At 59.7% G+C, this 18,095-nt stretch carries 18 protein-coding genes; 8 read left to right on the top strand and 10 right to left on the bottom strand.

What is annotated here, in order from left to right; all coding sequences use genetic code 11:
* Positions 1-58 precede the first annotated feature (58 nt).
* From rssC to AU074_RS26560, 3 genes are all read right to left on the bottom strand, one after another.
* Positions 59-541, bottom strand: a complete 483-nt coding sequence (rssC, locus tag AU074_RS26570; protein ID WP_076017256.1) for an anti-sigma factor antagonist RssC — start codon at positions 539-541, stop codon at positions 59-61.
* Positions 541-1,722, bottom strand: a complete 1,182-nt coding sequence (rssB, locus tag AU074_RS26565) for a two-component system response regulator RssB (RefSeq protein WP_017477221.1) — start codon at positions 1,720-1,722, stop codon at positions 541-543. The genes rssC and rssB overlap by 1 nt, the downstream gene beginning before the upstream one ends.
* Positions 1,723-2,068: 346 nt before the next feature.
* Entirely contained in the window at positions 2,069-2,758 is a 690-nt protein-coding gene (locus tag AU074_RS26560; RefSeq protein WP_076017255.1) for a VacJ family lipoprotein, read from the bottom strand.
* A 196-nt stretch (positions 2,759-2,954) separates the two neighbouring features.
* On the opposite strand from AU074_RS26560, the gene AU074_RS26555 reads away from it, so the two are divergent.
* Positions 2,955-3,566 (top strand): phosphatase, encoded by a 612-nt coding sequence (locus AU074_RS26555; protein ID WP_076017254.1) that lies wholly within the window; start codon positions 2,955-2,957, stop codon positions 3,564-3,566.
* Positions 3,567-3,676: 110 nt separating this feature from the next.
* Positions 3,677-3,943, top strand: coding sequence for a DUF4404 family protein (locus AU074_RS26550; protein WP_076017253.1), 267 nt, complete (start codon positions 3,677-3,679; stop codon positions 3,941-3,943).
* Between the two features lie 126 nt (positions 3,944-4,069).
* Here AU074_RS26550 and queF read toward each other — a convergent pair whose 3' ends face one another.
* Positions 4,070-4,900, bottom strand: coding sequence for an NADPH-dependent 7-cyano-7-deazaguanine reductase QueF (gene queF / locus AU074_RS26545; protein ID WP_076017252.1), 831 nt, complete (start codon positions 4,898-4,900; stop codon positions 4,070-4,072).
* Between the two features lie 57 nt (positions 4,901-4,957).
* Positions 4,958-5,488 (bottom strand): plastocyanin/azurin family copper-binding protein, encoded by a 531-nt coding sequence (locus tag AU074_RS26540; RefSeq protein WP_076017251.1) that lies wholly within the window; start codon positions 5,486-5,488, stop codon positions 4,958-4,960.
* Positions 5,489-5,644: 156 nt separating this feature from the next.
* Between AU074_RS26540 and AU074_RS26535 the strand changes: the two genes are divergently transcribed.
* The gene (locus AU074_RS26535) at positions 5,645-6,325 is read left to right on the top strand and encodes a heavy metal response regulator transcription factor (RefSeq protein WP_076017250.1); all 681 of its coding nucleotides are present in this window, start codon (positions 5,645-5,647) and stop codon (positions 6,323-6,325) included.
* A complete protein-coding gene (locus AU074_RS26530) occupies positions 6,325-7,677 on the top strand; it encodes a heavy metal sensor histidine kinase (RefSeq protein ID WP_076017249.1) in 1,353 nt (450 codons plus the stop codon). Before AU074_RS26535 ends, AU074_RS26530 begins: the two co-directional genes overlap by 1 nt.
* A gap of 115 nt (positions 7,678-7,792) precedes the next feature.
* On the opposite strand, the gene AU074_RS26525 is transcribed toward AU074_RS26530, so the two are convergent.
* Genes AU074_RS26525 through AU074_RS26515 form a run of 3 tightly spaced genes read right to left on the bottom strand, consistent with a single transcriptional unit; the run spans position 7,793 to position 11,037 of the window.
* A complete protein-coding gene (locus AU074_RS26525; protein WP_076017248.1) occupies positions 7,793-9,037 on the bottom strand; it encodes a lipoprotein-releasing ABC transporter permease subunit in 1,245 nt (414 codons plus the stop codon).
* 58 nt (positions 9,038-9,095) lie between these two features.
* Complete coding sequence (lolD, locus tag AU074_RS26520) at positions 9,096-9,779, bottom strand: lipoprotein-releasing ABC transporter ATP-binding protein LolD (RefSeq protein ID WP_167662618.1); 684 nt, start codon at positions 9,777-9,779, stop codon at positions 9,096-9,098.
* A 7-nt stretch (positions 9,780-9,786) separates the two neighbouring features.
* Entirely contained in the window at positions 9,787-11,037 is a 1,251-nt protein-coding gene (locus AU074_RS26515; protein WP_076017246.1) for a lipoprotein-releasing ABC transporter permease subunit, read from the bottom strand.
* A 94-nt stretch (positions 11,038-11,131) separates the two neighbouring features.
* Between AU074_RS26515 and AU074_RS26510 the strand changes: the two genes are divergently transcribed.
* Positions 11,132-11,716, top strand: coding sequence for a PilZ domain-containing protein (locus tag AU074_RS26510; protein ID WP_003218944.1), 585 nt, complete (start codon positions 11,132-11,134; stop codon positions 11,714-11,716).
* A 66-nt stretch (positions 11,717-11,782) separates the two neighbouring features.
* The gene (locus AU074_RS26505) at positions 11,783-12,505 is read left to right on the top strand and encodes a glycerophosphodiester phosphodiesterase family protein (protein WP_003218946.1); all 723 of its coding nucleotides are present in this window, start codon (positions 11,783-11,785) and stop codon (positions 12,503-12,505) included.
* A gap of 42 nt (positions 12,506-12,547) precedes the next feature.
* Here AU074_RS26505 and sthA read toward each other — a convergent pair whose 3' ends face one another.
* Positions 12,548-13,942 carry a Si-specific NAD(P)(+) transhydrogenase gene (gene sthA / locus AU074_RS26500; protein ID WP_076017245.1) on the bottom strand — a complete coding sequence of 465 codons (1,395 nt, stop codon included), beginning with the start codon at positions 13,940-13,942 and terminating at the stop codon, positions 12,548-12,550.
* 235 nt (positions 13,943-14,177) lie between these two features.
* Between sthA and AU074_RS26495 the strand changes: the two genes are divergently transcribed.
* Both AU074_RS26495 and AU074_RS26490 read left to right on the top strand, forming a co-directional pair.
* Positions 14,178-14,720 (top strand): chalcone isomerase family protein, encoded by a 543-nt coding sequence (locus AU074_RS26495; RefSeq protein ID WP_076017244.1) that lies wholly within the window; start codon positions 14,178-14,180, stop codon positions 14,718-14,720.
* Positions 14,721-15,007: 287 nt separating this feature from the next.
* A complete protein-coding gene (locus AU074_RS26490; RefSeq protein WP_076017243.1) occupies positions 15,008-16,306 on the top strand; it encodes an MFS transporter in 1,299 nt (432 codons plus the stop codon).
* 188 nt (positions 16,307-16,494) lie between these two features.
* Here the strand turns inward: AU074_RS26490 and AU074_RS26485 are convergent, their stop codons facing one another.
* Positions 16,495-17,958: a glyceraldehyde-3-phosphate dehydrogenase gene (locus AU074_RS26485; protein ID WP_076017242.1), complete on the bottom strand. Its 1,464-nt coding sequence runs from the start codon at positions 17,956-17,958 to the stop codon at positions 16,495-16,497.
* Positions 17,959-18,095: the final 137 nt, after the last annotated feature.

Genomic DNA, 18,095 nt, shown 5'->3' with positions numbered 1-18,095 from the left:
ACCCACCGCTTTCGGGAGCAAGCCCCCTCCCACACTTTGACAGTGTTTCAGCTGGGAATTAGTGCCGCTCCAGCGCATTCACCAGGTCGTGGAACGCCTCGCGGTTGGAGTCGTTCAAGCCCATCAGGATCTTGTGGGCTTCCAGCACCTTGACCCGTACCACTTCCTCGGACTGGTCCTGGGATGGCAGGTCGGTCAGGCATTCCGGGCACGGGATCGGGCGGTCAACGATGTTGAACACTTGATCGAAGCCCATGGACTGCAACAGACGGGTGATGTCTTCGTGGGTGGTGACGACAGTCGGCAGCAGTCCGACCTTCTTCCGAGACAGAATGGACAACTTGGCCAACAGCCCAAGGGTGGTGCTATCGATGCTGCGGGTTTCGGTCAGATCGATCACGATCGCCGAGAAATTCAAGGCTGTGAAGATCCGCTCAATCGTCGCATCCAGCGCCGAACACAAGGTCAGGCGCACTTCACCGACAAACTTCAGGACAAACGTCCCGTCTTGCTCGGCGAATTGGATTCTTCCGGTACTCATCAAAGATTCCTGCTCAACACCAATAGGGCGATATCATCCGGCATCTCCCCTAGCGTGGCCAATCCAAAAACCTGCCGCAGGCCATCCAGGCTGCCGCCCGCCGACCTGACCCGTTGGGGTAAGGCGGCTTCTTTCTCTTTGAGTGTAGGCTCTGGCAAAAGGTCCAGGATACCGTCGGACATCAGCGTTAAGCTGAAAGTCGGCGGCAATTCCAGGATGTGGTCTTCGTAGGTGGCTTCATTGAACAAGCCCACTGGCAAACCACGCCCTTCCAGGTAGCGCACACTGTCTGGAGTGTATAAAACCGGCAATGGCAGGTGACCGCCAATGCTGTAGGTCAAAAGACCTGTTTCTTCATCAATCACGCCGCCGACCATCGTCACGTGCTTGCCCAGCTTACAGCTGATCAGGCCCCGGTTGATGTGGCCCAGCACTTGCGAAGGAGTGAACTCCGGCAAGGTGCCATTGCGCTTGGATTCGAATAACAGCCGTGTGGTCATGAACTTCAACAACACGGTCACGAATGCCGAGGAGGCGCCGTGGCCGGAAACGTCGGCCAGGTAGAACGCGACTCGCCGCTCATCAACGCGGAAGTAATCGACAAAATCACCCGACAGGTACAGCGACGGGATGATCTGGTGGGCAAACTTGAACTCGTCGATGCTCCACGGGCTCACCGGCAGCATGTTCATCTGCACTTGGCGACCGGCGTTCTGGTCTTCCTGGAGCAGGTTCAGGCTGGCTTCGAGTTCGCGGTTGGCGGTTTCGAGCTTTTCACGGTAACGCTGGTTTTCCAGCAGCAACCGTGCACGATCCAGGGCACGGCGCACCGAGTGCTCCAGTACGGCCAAATCTTCCAGGGGCTTGATCAGGTAGTCGGCAGCGCCCAGGCGCAAGGCCTCGACCGCATCATTCATCACACCGGCACCGGACACGACAATCACCGGTGTCTGCGGGGAAAGGTCAGTCACCTGGCGGATCAGCTCGAGGCCGCCCACCTGGGGCATGCGCAGGTCGCAGATCACAAGGTCGGGCTTGTCGCGCTCGAATACCTGGAGACCCTGGAGGCCGTTGCTGGCCTGCAGGACGCTGAAGCCACTGTCTTCCAAATAGGCCGCGAGACTCGCGCGCACTACTTCGTCGTCATCGATTATCAGCAGCGTGGCACTGGTTTTCTGCATGTGGGCAAACGGCGCCAGAATTAGGTTGGCGTAGGCAGCTCGACAATGGCCGGGCGTACTACTGGATTCGCTTTCTAGCCTCTCTGTCCTACAAAGTGCCGGGATATTGCCCATGCACAAAGGTAAAGCAGAGGTGCCCTTCTAAGGCGCAGACGGTACTCCCATCCGCCAGGGGTTTCAAGCTCACGGCGATGGTCGCCGGGCGTCTTTACATCGCAAATCACCGGTAGTTATAAGAACGCATAAAACCGCGACTTAAAGTAAGCACGTAACCCACGGATAAACCTTGAATGCCGCCCACAAAAAAGGCGACCCGAGGGCCGCCTTCCTGATTCAAGCCTGAAGCTTAAAAATCGTCTACAACCTTGCCATCCTTGACCTTGAACTCGCGGTTCTGCAGGTAAGCGTTGCGGATGAAGGTGTATTTATCGCCGCTGATCAGCTTCTCGGAGGACAGCAGGCTGGCACGCGTGTCGACGATATTCAGGCCGAAGGTGCTGTTGCGCCAGCCGATATCGTTCATGTAGCGGTATGGCTGGGTGTAGCCGTCCACATACTTGGACGGCGCGTCACGCAGGGTGCTGGGGCCCAGCAGTGGCAGCATCACGTAGGGACCGCTGTCGACGCCCCAATGGCCGAGAGTCTGGCCGAAGTCTTCGTCATTGCGTTGCAGCCCCATTTTGGTGCCGACATCAATGAAGCCCAGCACGCCGAACGTGGTGTTCATCAGCAGGCGAGCCGTGTCGACGCCAGCCGCGTGCGGCTTGAGTTGCAACACGTCGTTGGCAAAGTTGCCGACGTCGCCGATGTTGCGGAAGAAGTTGTGCACGCCGTCCTGCACGAATTGCGGGGTCACGAACTGATAGCCTTGGGCCAAAGGCTTGAGGGCGTAGGTGTCAACGGTGTCGTTGAAGGTGAAGATCGGGCGGTTGACGCTTTCCCATGGATCATCTTCCGAGGCCGCCTGGGCCACGAAAGGAACCAGCAAAATACTCGCACATACGGACAGCTGAGCTAGACATTGGCTCCAGCGCATAGCTTGAACTCCTTGAATGGTCTGTCATGGGCGCTATGCCCTGAATGAGGCCGTCAGTATATGACGGAAGTGTCAGATTAGGCAGCCTTGCAGAAATGTCATTCGAGTAAATGCACAAAAACCCTACAAATGCCGCAGATGTAACTTGCTTGTCATCCGCGTTCGATAGCGTCACTGCTATTTCAGGGACGTCGAAATGCCACACGCCGAAATTGTTACTGCCAGCGCCCCGTCCTTGACGGCCGTACTGTTCGGGCTGAGTGGCTGCCTGGTGGATTTTGGTTCCCTGGCCCGTGCCGACTCCACACCTTCAAGCGATCCGCATGCCACTGTCGGCGCCCTGAAGATCCTGCGCAGCCTCGAAGAACAGCGCATCCCCTGCGCATGGCTGGACGAGCTACCTCTTTCGGTTTCCACACCTCTGGCTGCAGGGCTGCCACGCTGGATCAAGGCCGCCAAACCCTCCTCCACCCGCTGGCCCGCGCCCCACGCGTGCTGGCAGGCCTTGATGGAGCTGAACATCGAGCGCCTGGAAGGCTGCGTCCTGGTCAGTGGCGAACCGCGCCTGCTGCAATCGGGGCTCAACGCCGGCCTGTGGACCATCGGCCTGGCGTCCTGCGGCTCACTGTGCGGGCTTTCCCCGGAGCAATGGCAAGCACTTACCGAGAAGGAACGCGAGCATAAGCGCGCCAAAGCCACTGTCGCGCTCTATGGCCTGGGCGTGCATTCGGTCATTGACCACCTTGGCGAACTGCACACCTGCCTGGCCGACATCAGCCTGCGCCAGCTCAAAGGCGAGAAGCCCTGATCGAGATCATGCACAGTCGGCGCCAGTGGATTAATCTACAGGTCAGCCCGTAGACCTTTCACGGCGTGCCGCGGTCTATGCCAGTGCCTATCGATAAAAGGAAGAACGCCATGCCTGCCCGCGAACAACTGCAAGAACAGGTCAAAACTTTGCGCGAGCAATTGGATCAGAATCCAGAAATGCCCCTCGAAAAGCGCGAAGAGCTGCAAACATTGATTGCTGAACTCGAAGTTCAGGAGCCACTGGAAGGCGCCATTCAGGATCCAAGCATCGCCGATGGTGTGAACCTGGCGGTAGAACGCTTCGAACTGGACCACCCAGGCATTGCCGGAACCTTGCGCAATATTGTGGTGACCCTGGGTAACATCGGGATTTAATAGCCGGACACCTATCAAATGTGGGAGCGGGCTTGCTCGCGAATGCGGTCCGTCAGCTGATACATAGGCTGGCTGATACACCGCTTTCGCGAGCAAGCCCGCTCCCACATTTATTTTGTGTGAAGGCTACTGACGAGCCAGTCGCAGGTTCTGGAACTGCAGATCTTCAGTACTGCGATACGGGTTGATATCCAGCCCGCCGCGACGCACATACCGCGCATACACCGTCAGTTTTTCCGGCTTGAGCAAGCGCTGCAGGTCGAGAAAGATTCGCTCCACGCACTGTTCATGGAAGTCCGAGTGCTGACGGAAGCTCACCAGGTACTCCAGCAGGCTGGCGTGATCCAGCGCCGCGCCGCGGTACTCCACCGCCACACTGCCCCAGTCAGGCTGGCTGGTCACCGGGCAGTTGGACTTGAGCAGATGGCTGTGGACGCTCTCCTCCACCACGCGCGAATCGTCGCAACGCAGCAGTTCAGGGCGCGGGTGCTCGTAGTTGCTGACGGTAATGTCCAGGTCATCAATGCACACACCTGGCAACGCGACCACGCCTTCGGCTTCAACCTCGCCCAGGCTGCGGATGCGCACGCCAACCGGCTTGCCGGCAGCGGCACTCAGGTCGGTACGCAAGGTGGCCTCAAGGCTTTGCACATCGGCAAACGCGGTCTGGTTCAGCGAATTGAGGTACAGCTTGAAGGACTTCGACTCGATGATATTCGGCGAGTCGGCCGGAATACTGAATTCACCGATGGCCACCACTGGCTTGCCGGACGGCAGCAGCCAGGACAGTTCGAAGCAGTTCCAGAAGTCCACGCCTTTATACGGCAGGGTCTCGGCGCTCAGGCCCAGCTCGGCCCACTTGGCAGCGCGGGGAATCGGGAACAGCAACGACGGGGTGTAGGTGGAGATGTATTCACTGGACTTGCCCAGCGGCGAATGTTCGGCTGCGGGATGCATGGCGGAAACCTGGCTAAATAAACGCCGCCATTCTACCCGCCTTTGCCCGTCAATGGCTTACTGGCTGACCGTCAGCTTGCCGACCATGCCCGCCTGGTAGTGGCCGGGGATGTTGCAGGCAAACTCCAGGCCGGTGGCTTTGGTGAAGGTCCAGGTCAGTTCGGCAGTCTTGCCGGGCTCTACCAGCACGCTGTTGGGATCGTCATGTTTCATGCCGCCCATGTCGCCGTGACCCATCGCACTGTGGTCCATATCGCCCATTTTCATGCCGGTGGCCGTCAGCATGCCGCTGGCCTGCATCTTGAGCATTTCTTGCTGATGCGCGGCGTGCATCGCAGCGTCGCCAAGATTGAACTCGTGGAGCAACTGGCCTTTGTTGACCAGCACAAAGCGCACGGTCTCACCGGCTTTTACATCGATGGCCTTGGGCGAAAAGGAAATGTCCTGCAGCACCACTTCCACCGTGCGCGTGGCCTTGGCGGCGGGCGCAGCCTCACCGAAGGCGAAGGTTTCAGCTGGAGATGCCAGCACCGGAAGACTCAGCGCCATCAGGCAGCCCGCCAACAGCCAGGATTTATGCAAAAACATGGTCACACTCCAAAGGTTCGGAATCAGTCTGTGGGACACTTTACGAACGCGCCGCTGCCAGCCAGCTGACGGCCAGATTACAACTTTGTCAGCTTGAGCCTGCCTCAGGACCTGCGCTGTATAAAGTCTGTGTTTACGTAAAGCCATGAGCCGCCCATGAAACTGCTGATCGTCGAAGACCAACCGAAAACCGGCCACTACCTGCGCCAGGGCCTGGCCGAGGCCGGGTTCAACACCGAACTGGTGGCCGACGGCACCACTGGCCAGCATCTGGCGCTGACCGGCGACTACGACCTGTTGATCCTCGATGTGATGCTGCCGGGTCGCGATGGCTGGCAGATCCTCCAGGCCGTGCGCAACGCTGGGCTCGACATGCCGGTACTGTTCCTTACCGCGCGAGATGCCGTGGAAGACCGGGTGCATGGCCTGGAACTGGGCGCCGACGATTACCTGGTCAAGCCCTTTGCCTTTTCCGAACTGCTGGCCCGGGTACGCAGCCTGTTGCGCCGTGGCAGCAGCCCGCCTCAGGAAACCAGCCTGCAACTGGCCGACCTGCGCATGGACCTGATCCGCCGCCGGGTAGAACGCGACGGCCAACGCATCGACCTGACGGCCAAGGAGTTTTCCCTGCTGGAACTGTTGCTGCGACGTCAGGGCGAAGTCTTGCCCAAGTCGCTGATTGCCTCTCAGGTGTGGGACATGAACTTCGACAGCGACACCAACATCATCGAAGTCGCGATCCGCCGCCTGCGCCTGAAGGTCGACGATAACTTTCCCAACAAGCTGATCCATACCGTGCGCGGCATGGGCTATGTGCTTGAGGAGCGATTCAGTTGATGAAACGGATTTCCCTGGCCAGCCGCCTGGCACTGCTGTTTGCCGGTTGTACCGCCGTGGTTTCGCTGTTGGCCGGCGTGCTGTTCAACCATGCCAGCGAGGCGCACTTTATCGAGCTGGACCAGCAGTTGCTCGACGGCAAGCTGATAGCGCTGCGCAGCACATTGCAAGGTGCCGACACGCCCGAACGATTTGCCTTACGAGAAACAAAGCTGCGGGAGGAGCTCAACCGCCAGCCCGACCTGGCCCTGCGCATTACCGCTGGCGATGAGCGCTGGTTCGACGGTGCCCCCGGCATCACCCTGCCCCAGGCGCCTGGCCTGCACAGCGTGCAGAACGCCGGAACCGATTACCGCGTGTACAACGTGCCGCTGGTGCCTGGTAACGCGGACTCTCCACGACTGACGCTGATGCTCGACATCACCCACCATCAACACTTCCTGCAACGCATGCAGCATCTGATCTGGTTGACCGTCGGACTTTCCGCCCTGGCCACTGCCCTGCTCGGTGCCTGGGCCGCCCGCAGCGGGTTGCGACCACTGCGGCGCATGAGCGAAGTGGCCGGCAGCGTATCCGCCCAGTCCCTGACCCAGCGCCTGCCCCAGGAACAAATGCCGGTCGAACTGGCGGAACTGGCCCAGTCCTTCAACGCGATGCTTGGGCGCCTGGACGATGCCTTCCAGCGGCTCTCGGCATTTTCTGCCGACATTGCCCATGAATTGCGCACGCCACTGTCGAATTTGCTGACACAGACCCAGGTCATCCTCACGCAGCCACGGGCGCTGGAAGACTACCGCGAGGCCCTGCACAGCAACCTCGAGGAACTGCAATGGATGGCACAGTTGGTCAATGACATGTTGTACCTGGCCAAGTCGGACCATGGGCTGCTGGCGCCCAAGCGCGAACCCCTGGTGCTGGCGGACGAAGTGGATGCACTGCTGGAGTTTTTTGCGCCGTTGGCGGAAGACCTTCAGGTGCGGTTGGTTCGGGAAGGGGGTGCCAACACTTCAGGTGACCGCAGCATGTTGCGCCGGGCGATTTCCAATCTGCTGGATAACGCGCTGCGGTTCACCCCTCCGGGTGGCGATGTCAGTGTGCGGATTGTCGAGGATATGCAAGGCGTAACGTTGAGCGTGGAAAATACCGGGGAAGGCATTCCAGAGGCGTTGTTGCCAAGGTTGTTTGACCGGTTTTACCGGGCAGATCCGGCGCGTCACGAAGGGAGCAGCGAGCATGCGGGGCTAGGGTTGGCGATTACCCAGTCGATTGTGCGAGCCCATGGAGGGCGGATTTTCTGTGAGTCGGGGGCGGGCTGGACGCGGTTTGTGATGGTGTTGCCGCAAAGGCATTGATGCAAGCTGTACCGGCCCTTTCGCGAGCAAGCCCGCTCCCACATTTTGACCGAGTGCATTCAGGAAGAACGCGATCGAAATGTGTGGGGCTTGCTCGCGAAGGCGGTCTTAAGAATTACGAATACCTGAGGGCATGCGCCGGCTCAATCTTCGCAGCCCGATACGCCGGATAGATCGTCGCCAAAAAGCTCAACACAAACCCTGCCGAGCAAATCAGCAACACATCCCCGCCCTGCAACTCCGAAGGCAGGTTGCTGACGAAATACACGTCCGAACTGAAGATATGCTGCCCGGTCACCCGCTCCAGCCACCCCACCAGTTCACTGACGTTCAGCGCCGCAATCACACCGAGAATGCCGCCGATCAAGGTACCGACGATCCCGATCACCGTGCCCTGCACCATGAAGATCGCCATGATCTGCCGTGGCGTGGCGCCGATGGTGCGCAGGATCGCAATGTCGGCGCCCTTGTCGTTCACCACCATGATCAAGGTCGCGATGATGTTGAACGCCGCCACGGCAACGATCATCAGCAACAGCAGGCCGATCATGGTCTTTTCCATCTTCATCGCGCTGAACAGGCTGCCCTGGGTGTGGGTCCAGTCATCGGCCTTGTAGTCGGCGCCGAGGCTGGCGGCGATATCCGCCGAGACCTTGGGTGCGGCATACAAGTCTTTCACCGCCAGGCGCACGCTTTGCACCTGGTTCGGCTCCCAATGCTGTATCTCGGCGGCGTCGGCCATGTGGATCAAGGCCATGGAGCCATCCAGCTCAGCCCCCACCTTGAATACGCCGACCACGTTCAAACGCTGCATGCGCGGGGTGATGCCACCGGGCGCGCTGCTGATTTCCGGCACGATCAGGGTCAGCTTGTCGCCAACGTTCAGGCGGAAACGCCGGGCGGTGATCTCACCGATCACCACGCCAAACTCGCCCGGCTTCAGGTCTTCCAGATGGCCCTGGACGATATGCTGGGCAACAATCGACACCTTGCCTTCCTGGGCAGGGTCCACACCGCTGATCTGGATCGGCTGCATCGCGCCCTTGTAGGAGAGCATGCCGTCCATCTCGGTGAACGGCACGGCGGCGGTCACTTCAGGGTTCTTCATTGCAGCGGCGGCCACCGGCTGCCAGTCGCTGATCGGCTTCACACCCACGATGGTCGCGTGGGGCACCATGCCAAGGATGCGTGAGCTCATTTCCCGCTGGAAGCCGTTCATTACCGACAACACCACAATCATCGCCAGCACGCCCAGGGCGAGGCCGATCATCGAGGTCATCGAGATAAACGAAACAAAACGGTTGCGGCGCTTGGCGCGGGTATAGCGCGTGCCGATGAAAATCGATAACGGTCTGAACATTCGCGGGCACCGTTGAAAAAATAGAAAACCCGGCGCCGGGCGCCGGGCTTGAAACAGGTCAGATGGCGACCAGATGACCTTCCTGCAGGTGCAGCACACGGTCCATCTGACGGGCCATGCTCATGTCATGGGTCACCACCAGGAACGCGGTGCGCATCTGGGTGCTCAGTTCCAGCATCAAGTCCTTGATGCCCTGGGCGGTGTGGGCGTCGAGGTTACCGGTGGGCTCGTCGAGCATTACCAGGCCCGGGTTGTTGACCAGGGCACGGGCAATCGCCACACGCTGGCGCTCGCCGCCGGACAATTCAGCCGGTTTGTGCTCCAGGCGATGGCCCAGGCCGACCCGCTCCAGCAACGCCTTGGCACGCTGGCGCGCCTCGGGAATCGCGGTCTTGCCGATCAACAGCGGCATGCAGACGTTTTCCAGGGCGGTGAACTCAGGCAGCAAGTGGTGGAACTGGTACACAAAACCCAGCGAACGGTTGCGCAACTGGCCACGGGCCTTCTCGCCCAGGGCCGACAGTTCTTCGCCAGCCAGCCAGACACTGCCCTGGGACGGCGTATCAAGGCCGCCCAACAGGTTCAACAAGGTACTTTTGCCGGAACCGGAACTGCCAACGATCGCCACGCGCTCGCCCGGATGCAGTTCCAGCTGCAGGTTGGACAGCACCACCACGGATTCCGGGCCTTCCTCGTAGGATTTGCCCAGGTTGCGGCAGCTCAGGATTGCTTTTTCAATCATGCCCGATTCACTCATAACGTAAAGCCTGCGCCGGCTGGGTACGTGCCGCGCGCCAGGCTGGATACAGGGTGGCAAGGAAACTCAGGACCAACGCGCAAGCGCCAACCATCAACACGTCCTGGCTCTGCACCTGGGACGGCAAGTAGTCAATGAAGTAGACGTCGGAGTTCAAGAATTTGTGGCCGATCAACACTTCCAGCCCGGCGATGGCGGCACTCACGTTCAACGCGGCGAGAATCCCCACCACGGTGCCAATCAAGGTGCCGACTACGCCGATCACCGTGCCCTGGACCATGAATATCGCCATGATTTGCCCCGGCGTGGCGCCAAGGGTGCGCAGGATGGCGATATCGCCCTTCTTGTCATTCACCACCATCACCAGCGTGGAAATGATATTGAAGGCGGCGACGGCGACGATCAGCAGCAACAGCAGGCCGATCATGGCTTTTTCCATGCGGATGGCCTGGTACAGGTTGCCGTGGGTTCGGGTCCAGTCGCGGGCGTAGTACTGGTTTTCGCCCAGGTGCTGGGCGATTTCCCACGAGGTACGCGGTGCGTCGAACAGGTCGTTGAACTTGAGGCGCAGGCCCTGTACTTGATCCGGCTTCCAGCGATGCAGGCGGGCCAGGTCGGTCAGGTTGGTGAGACCCAGGTAGCCGTCGATCTCACCGGCGCCGACATGGAAGATGCCGACCACGGTAAAGCGCTTCATACGCGGGAACATGCCGGCCGGAGTCACGGTGACTTCCGGCGCGACAAAGGTCAGCTTGTCGCCGATGCCCACGCCGAGCTTGGCCGCGGCCTTGTCGCCGATAGCAATGCCAAAGCTGCCGGGCGACAAGTCGTCCAGTTTGCCCTGTTGCATGAAGTTATCGATGATCGAGACGTTGCGTTCCTGCGCCGGGTCGATGGCATTGAGCAGGACTTTCTGCACCTTGCCGTCATTGGTCAACAGGCCCTGCATCTGGGTGAAGGGCGCAACCGCCAGCACTTTGGGGTTCTGCTTGACCTTGGCGGCCAGGCTTTGCCAGTCGCTGATGGGCTCACCCGACTCGATGGTCGCGTGGGGCACCATGCCCAGCACGCGGGTGCGCATCTCATGATCGAAGCCGTTCATCACCGACAGCACCACGATCATCACGACAACGCCAAGGGCGAGCCCGATCATCGAGGTCAAGGAAATGAACGACACAAAATGATTGCGACGTTTTGCACGGGTATAACGCGTGCCAATAAATACGAAGAGAGGTCTGAACATGTCGGGGCTTGTTCGGAGGAAAAGAAGACGTCCTTGTGGCGGGGTCAGGTAAGCAGCTTTACACTCAGACCATCACCGCTGCCTTGGGTTCGCCATGTCGACATTAGATGAAGAAGATCGCCGCGAATACTACCGTATCGAGGACATGATCGCACTGGAAATTACCCCGCTGTCGGGCCCGGAAGCGCTGAGCAAGGAAGTGTTGCTGGATGATTCGCCGCTGTTCAATCTGCTCAGCGAGTTGCACCTGAGTGAATTCGAATCCCAGCACCTGCTGCGCCAGATCGGCGAGCGGGACCGCACCCTGGCCGCCTTCCTCAAAGTGCAGAACAAACGCATGGATCTGCTCAGCCAGATCATGGCGCAAAGCCTGCTGGGCGAGATCGGTACGCCGCAGCCCGTGGTCATTTCCGAAGGCGGCATCGAGTTTCTGAACCCCACGGCGATCCAGCCCGACAGCCACCTGGCGGTCAAGCTGGTGCTGATGCCACAAGCCCTCGGCCTGTTGCTGCGGGCCAAGGTCACCCATTGCGACGCCAAGACCGGCGGTTTTGAAATCGGCACGGAATTCGAAGCCATGACCGATGCCCAACGCCAGTTGCTGGCGCGCTATATCCTGCAGAAACAGGCCCAGGAACGGCGCCTGGCGCGGGAAAAAAGCGACGAATCCGACACCTGAACACGAACACTGAATGGCGCGTAGCGTCATCCATCCAGCCAGCAATCCTGGCGTAAAGGAGCAACTGTGACCCTGATTTATGGCCACCGCGGTGCCAAAGGCGAAGCACCGGAAAACACCCTGACCAGCTTCCAGGAATGCCTCAAGCACGGCGTGCGCCGTTGCGAACTGGATTTGCACCTGTCCATGGACGGCGAGCTGATGGTCATTCACGACCCGACGCTCAAGCGCACCACCGACCGGCGCGGCAAGGTCGTCGAGTATTCGGCTGCCGACCTGGTCAAGATGGACGCACGCAAAGGCGGCCCGGGCTGGGTCAATCCCTGCCCGATCCCACGCCTGGAAGAGCTGTTCGAACAGTGCGACTTCGATCACTGGCAACTGGAAGTCAAAAGTGCCTCGCGCACCCGCGCGGCAACCACCGTGCTGGCGATCCGTGAAATGGCGCAGCGTTTCGGGCTGATGGACAAGGTCACCGTGACCTCAAGCTCGCGAGAAGTGTTGAAAGCAGCGCTGGACCTCACTCCGGACCTGTCCCGAGGACTGGTAGCCGAATACGCCTGGCTCGACCCGTTGAAGGTCGCGGCCAACTATGGCTGTGAGATTCTGGCGTTGAACTGGACGCTGTGCACCCCTGAGCGTCTGGAAAAAGCCCAGCGCCAGGGTTTGCACGTGTCCGTATGGACAGTCAACGAACCCGCGCTGATGCGCAGGCTCGCCGACTTCGGCGTAGATAGCCTGATTACAGACTTTCCCGGTTTGGCCACTGCCACCCTCGGGAATTACTGAAATCGGTCTCCCCGGCCGGCTCAGGCCACCGGCCGGAGCCGCTCAAAAAAGCCGGTTGAGGCCGTCGTAGGCCGCTACCCGATAGGCTTCAGCCATGGTCGGATAGTTGAACGTGGTGTTGACGAAATATTTGAGGGTATTTTGCTCACCCGGCTGGTTCATGATCGCCTGGCCGATGTGCACGATCTCCGACGCTTGATAGCCGAAGCAATGCACGCCGAGCACTTCGAGCGTCTCGCGGTGGAACAGGATCTTCAGCATGCCCTGGGGCTCACCGGCGATCTGCGCACGCGCCATGCTCTTGAAGAATGCCTTGCCGACTTCGTAAGGCACCTTGGCCTTGGTCAGTTCGTGCTCGTTCTTGCCGATGGAGCTGATCTCGGGAATCGTGTAGATCCCGGTCGGCACGTCGTTGACGTAGCGCCAGCTGCCGTTGTCGACAATGCTGCCAGCGGCCGAGCGGCCCTGGTCGTGGGCGGCACTCGCCAGGCTTGGCCAGCCGATCACGTCACCGGCACCGTAGATGTTGGTCACGCAGGTGCGGTAGTTCTCGTCGACTTCGATCTGGCCACGGCTGTTGACCTTCACACCGATGTTTTCCATGCCCAGCTTGTCGGTGTTGCCGGTACGGCCGTTGCACCACAGCAAGGCGTCGGCCTTGATCTTCTTGCCGGATTTCAGGTGCAGGATCACACCGTTGTCCAGGCCTTCGACCCGCTCGTACTCTTCGTTGTGGCGCACAGTGATGTTGTTGTTGCTGAAGTGGTAACTCAACGCCTGGGAAATTTCCGAGTCGAGGAAGCTCAGCAACTGGTCGCGGTTATCCACCAGCTCGACCAATACACCCAGGCCGCTGAAGATCGAGGCGTATTCACAGCCGATCACGCCGGCGCCATAGATGATCAGTTTGCGCGGGGTGTGGCCCAGGCTGAGGATGGTGTCGCTATCGTAGATACGCGGGTGGTGGAAATCGATATCCGCCGGGCGATACGGACGCGAGCCGGTGGCGATGATGATGTGCTTGGCCACCAGCTTCTCGACCACGCCGTTGGCGCAGACCACTTCGACGGTTTGCTCGTCGGCGAAGCTGCCGGTGCCGAAGAACAGGTCGACGCGGTTACGGGCATAGAAGCCGGTACGCGATGCAACCTGCTTGGAAATGACTTTTTCAGCGCTCTTGAGCACGTCCGGGAACGAGAACCAGCGCGGCTCACCAATGGCCCGGAACATCGGGTTGGTGTTGAACTGCATGATCTGGCGCACCGAGTGACGCAAGGCCTTGGACGGGATGGTACCCAGGTGGGTGCAGTTACCGCCGACCTGGCGACGGCTATCGACCATCGCCACCTTGCGCCCTGCTTTGGCGGCGTTCATCGCCGCACCTTCTCCAGCTGGGCCCGAACCCAGTACCACTACGTCGTAGTTGTAGACAGCCATGCGTACTCCTCAGAACAGGCCAGGGCGCACGGTTGGGCGCCTGGCTAAATCATGCCGCGGCCAGCGGTCATGAAGGATCAATGTGGCTCAAGTGTGTGAGCCGGGGCACAGTCTATAGAAGGCTCAACGCCGCGCACATTAACCCTTGGTCGCGTCGTAGGCCAGTTTTGCCTTTACTACACAGCGTTCGTTATTGAATTAACCTGTAGGCAAGCACCTTTCAGGACGGGCCATTATGCGACATGTGATTGTTTGTTTATTGCTGATGTTTTCGATCCCGGCGCTGGCGAATGAGGCTGATCGCCTCAAACAGGCCGACTTTCCTGCGCACTCCCGTCAACTGATTCTAAAAAACCAGGCCGTCCTGACCTATTTGTGGGCGGATGTGTATGCCGCAGCGCTGTTCGCCCAACCTGACCTGAGCGCCAAACAGGCCCTGGACCAGCAAAAAGACCTGCGCCTGGAGCTGTATTACTTCCGCGATATCGACCGCAACGATGTCATCAAGGCCGCCACCGCCAGCCTTGAACGCCAGCAAACACCCGCCGCCCTCGCCCGCCTGAAACCTGAACTGGATCAATTGCACAAAAGCTTTCGCAACATCCGCAGCGGTGACCGTTATGCGCTGGACTTCCAGCCTCAACGCGGCCTGAACCTGGAAATCAACGGCACGGTGGTGTTCAGCAGTCGCAATGACGAGTTGGCCAAGGCTTATCTGGGAATCTGGCTGGCACCAAAGGGCTTGTCCGACAGCCTGCGAAACACCCTCCTCAACTGATCGCAAAAACCCTGTGGGAGCGGGCTTGCTCGCGAATGCGGTGTATCAGTGACTTATAAGCTGACTGACACACCGTTTTCGCGAGCAAGCCCCGCTCCCACATTGGATTTTCATCACCCGCAGGCCTGCGGCAATTTGCCAGCTTGCTATCGGTTTTTTGTTGCCTGTGGTGTCTTATACACATATCGTTACAAAACTGTTCAGCGCCAGCCTCGTGCCAGAGCTTCAACAGCAAGGACGGTTGCGACCAGGGATTACCAATAAGATAGCCAAAATGAGTGCATGACATGTCCACTACAACGGGCAAGGGCAAGGCGATTTTTCGCGTTGTCAGCGGTAACTTCCTTGAGATGTTCGACTTCATGGTCTATGGCTTCTACGCCACGGCCATTGCCAAGACATTTTTCCCCACCGACAGCGCTTTCGCGTCCCTGATGCTGTCCCTGGCGACCTTTGGTGCCGGGTTCCTGATGCGTCCGCTGGGCGCGATTTTCCTCGGTGCCTACATCGACCGTCACGGCCGAAAAAAGGGTCTGGTGATCACCCTGGCGATGATGGCTGCCGGTACCGTCCTGATTGCCTGCGTGCCCGGGTACGCCACCCTGGGCGTCGCGGCGCCGCTGATCGTGCTGTTCGGTCGCCTGCTGCAAGGCTTCTCCGCCGGTGTCGAGCTGGGCGGCGTGTCGGTGTACCTGGCGGAAATCGCCACCCCGGGCCGCAAAGGCTTCTTCGTCAGTTGGCAGTCCGCCAGCCAGCAAGCCGCGGTGGTATTCGCCGGTCTGTTGGGCGTGGGCCTGAACCACTGGCTCAGCCCGGAAGAAATGGGTGACTGGGGCTGGCGCGTGCCGTTCCTGATCGGCTGCCTGATCGTGCCGGTGATCTTCGTGATTCGTCGCTCCCTGGAAGAAACCCCGGAATTCCAGGCACGCAAACACCGCCCTACCCTGCAGGAAATCGTCCGCTCGATCGGCCAGAACTTCGGCATCGTGATCGCCGGCATGGCGCTGGTGGTAATGACCACCGTGTCGTTCTACCTGATCACCGCCTACACCCCGACCTTCGGCAAGGCCGAATTGCACCTGTCGGACTTCGACGCCTTGCTGGTAACCGTGTGCGTCGGCATCTCCAACTTCATCTGGCTGCCGGTGATGGGTGCAGTGTCCGACAAGATCGGACGTAAACCCCTGCTGCTGGGGGCGACGATTCTGGCGATCCTCACCGCATATCCGGCGCTGTCCTGGCTGGTGGTCAACCCGAGCTTCAGCCATCTGCTGATCGTGCTGCTCTGGCTGTCGTTCCTGTATGGCTCGTACAACGGCGCGATGGTTGTAGCGCTGACCGAAATCATGCCGGTAGAAGTGCGTACCACCGGTTTCTCCCTGGCCTACAGCCTGGCGACGGCGACCTTTGGTGGCTTTACTCCGGCAGCTTGCACCTACCTGATCCACGTGCTGGACAACAAGGCGGCACCGGGCATCTGGCTTAGCGGCGCGGCAGTGCTGGGTTTGATCGCCACATTGATCCTGTTTAAAGGCAATCGGCATGAACTGCGTACCGCGCAGGCTTCGATAGTCGGCGGCGCTTGATAGGTCGCTTTCGCGAGCAAGCCCGCTCCCACATTTACCCGCGTATCACCTGAAGAGATGCGGTCGAATGTGGGAGCGGCGGTGCGACGATTCGACTTGCTCGCGAAGAGGCCCTGCCAGCCACTACAAAACCCACAGACATAAAAAAGCCCCGAACCAGTCGGGGCTTTTTCATTTACCGCTGATGCTTAGCGCGGGAATGCTGGCGGGTTAACCCCGGCCATGTCTTCCATCACACGAACCACCTGGCAGCTGTAACCGAATTCGTTGTCGTACCAGACGTACAGAACAACGCGGTTATCCTGGGTGATGGTCGCTTCAGCGTCCACCACACCAGCGTGGCGCGAGCCAACGAAGTCGGTGGACACCACTTCCTGCGAGTTGACGAAGTCGATTTGCTTATGCAGATCGGAGTGCAGCGCCATGTAGCGCAAGTACTCGTTCATCTCTTCACGGGTGGCGGCTTTCTCAAGGTTCAGGTTGAGAATGGCCATCGACACGTTCGGCGTCGGAACACGGATCGCGTTACCGGTCAGCTTGCCGGCCAGCTCAGGCAGGGCCTTGGCAGCAGCGGTGGCAGCACCGGTCTCGGTGATTACCATGTTCAGCGCGGCGCTACGGCCACGGCGATCGCCCTTGTGGAAGTTGTCGATCAGGTTCTGGTCGTTGGTGTACGAGTGAACCGTTTCAACGTGACCGTTAACAATGCCGAACTTGTCGTTCACAGCTTTCAGCACCGGCACGATGGCGTTGGTGGTGCAGGAAGCGGCGGACACGATCTTGTCGTCAGCGGTGATTTCAGCATGGTTGATGCCGTGCACGATGTTCTTCAGCTTGCCCTTGCCAGGCGCAGTCAGGACAACGCGGTCGATACCCGGGCAAGCCAGGTGCTGGCCCAGGCCCTCGGCGTCACGCCACACACCGGTGTTGTCCACCAGCAGTGCGTCCTTGATGCCGTACTGGGTGTAATCCACCTCGGCCGGGTTCTTCGCGTAGATCACCTGGATCAGGTTACCGTTGGCGGTGATGGTGTTGTTTTCTTCGTCGATGACGATGGTGCCGTTGAACGGACCGTGTACCGAGTCGCGACGCAGCAGGCTGGCGCGTTTGGTCAGGTCGTTTTCTGCACCCTTACGAACCACGATGGCACGCAGGCGCAGGCCGTCGCCGCCACCGGTTTTTTCGATCAGGATGCGCGCCAGCAGACGGCCGATACGACCGAAGCCGTACAGCACAACGTCGGTGCCTTTGCGGGCAGCAGCGTTTTGCTGGCCAACCACATCGGCCATTTCTTCACGCACGAACTGCTCGGCGGTGCGGCCAGCGCCTTCTTTGCGGAATTTATAGGCCAGCTTGCCCAGGTCTACCGAGGCCGCGCCAAGCTTGAGCTCGCTCATGGCCTTGAGCAGGGGGAATGTTTCGTGGACGGAGAGTTCGCTGTCGTCGGCGGAACGATGGCGAGCAAAGCGATGAGCCTTGAGAATCGCGATGACTGATTGGTTGATCAGGCTGCGGCCATAGATCGAGCTCACCACGTTGTTATTGCGGTAGAGCTGACCGATAAGCGGAATCATCGCTTCAGCGAGTGCTTCACGGTCGATCCATTCACCAAGACACTGGTCGGGCTTCTGAGTCACGGGAACCTTCCACATGTAGGGGCAGAAAAAAGGGGCTACATTATGCCGCCCGACCGCCCTCGGAGCAATGCGCGCACCACAACAAAACCCCTTGCAAAAAAATATCACCGCGCTGGAGCCCAGTAAATACGTGGCTTCCAGCGCACCCCCTT

The sequence above is a fragment of the Pseudomonas sp. ATCC PTA-122608 genome, from assembly GCF_001952855.1.
In the GTDB taxonomy this organism is placed as follows: domain Bacteria; phylum Pseudomonadota; class Gammaproteobacteria; order Pseudomonadales; family Pseudomonadaceae; genus Aquipseudomonas.
The sequence above is the reverse complement of the archived record's forward strand: the minus strand, read 5'-3'. Positions and strand labels throughout refer to the sequence as shown.

What these genes read in the sequence shown, in the direction of transcription:
- AU074_RS26555 (WP_076017254.1), top strand. Translation starts at nt 2,955, where the DNA reads ATGCCACACGCCGAAATTGTTACTGCCAGCGCCCCGTCCTTGACGGCC.
- AU074_RS26530 (WP_076017249.1), top strand. Translation starts at nt 6,325, where the DNA reads ATGAAACGGATTTCCCTGGCCAGCCGCCTGGCACTGCTGTTTGCCGGT.
- AU074_RS26490 (WP_076017243.1), top strand. Translation starts at nt 15,008, where the DNA reads ATGTCCACTACAACGGGCAAGGGCAAGGCGATTTTTCGCGTTGTCAGC.
- AU074_RS26525 (WP_076017248.1), bottom strand. Translation starts at nt 9,037, where the DNA reads ATGTTCAGACCGTTATCGATTTTCATCGGCACGCGCTATACCCGCGCC.
- AU074_RS26515 (WP_076017246.1), bottom strand. Translation starts at nt 11,037, where the DNA reads ATGTTCAGACCTCTCTTCGTATTTATTGGCACGCGTTATACCCGTGCA.
- rssC (WP_076017256.1), bottom strand. Translation starts at nt 541, where the DNA reads ATGAGTACCGGAAGAATCCAATTCGCCGAGCAAGACGGGACGTTTGTC.
- AU074_RS26560 (WP_076017255.1), bottom strand. Translation starts at nt 2,758, where the DNA reads ATGCGCTGGAGCCAATGTCTAGCTCAGCTGTCCGTATGTGCGAGTATT.
- AU074_RS26495 (WP_076017244.1), top strand. Translation starts at nt 14,178, where the DNA reads ATGCGACATGTGATTGTTTGTTTATTGCTGATGTTTTCGATCCCGGCG.
- AU074_RS26540 (WP_076017251.1), bottom strand. Translation starts at nt 5,488, where the DNA reads ATGTTTTTGCATAAATCCTGGCTGTTGGCGGGCTGCCTGATGGCGCTG.
- rssB (WP_017477221.1), bottom strand. Translation starts at nt 1,722, where the DNA reads ATGCAGAAAACCAGTGCCACGCTGCTGATAATCGATGACGACGAAGTA.
- sthA (WP_076017245.1), bottom strand. Translation starts at nt 13,942, where the DNA reads ATGGCTGTCTACAACTACGACGTAGTGGTACTGGGTTCGGGCCCAGCT.
- AU074_RS26510 (WP_003218944.1), top strand. Translation starts at nt 11,132, where the DNA reads ATGTCGACATTAGATGAAGAAGATCGCCGCGAATACTACCGTATCGAG.
- lolD (WP_167662618.1), bottom strand. Translation starts at nt 9,779, where the DNA reads ATGATTGAAAAAGCAATCCTGAGCTGCCGCAACCTGGGCAAATCCTAC.
- queF (WP_076017252.1), bottom strand. Translation starts at nt 4,900, where the DNA reads ATGCATCCCGCAGCCGAACATTCGCCGCTGGGCAAGTCCAGTGAATAC.
- AU074_RS26535 (WP_076017250.1), top strand. Translation starts at nt 5,645, where the DNA reads ATGAAACTGCTGATCGTCGAAGACCAACCGAAAACCGGCCACTACCTG.
- AU074_RS26550 (WP_076017253.1), top strand. Translation starts at nt 3,677, where the DNA reads ATGCCTGCCCGCGAACAACTGCAAGAACAGGTCAAAACTTTGCGCGAG.
- AU074_RS26485 (WP_076017242.1), bottom strand. Translation starts at nt 17,958, where the DNA reads ATGTGGAAGGTTCCCGTGACTCAGAAGCCCGACCAGTGTCTTGGTGAA.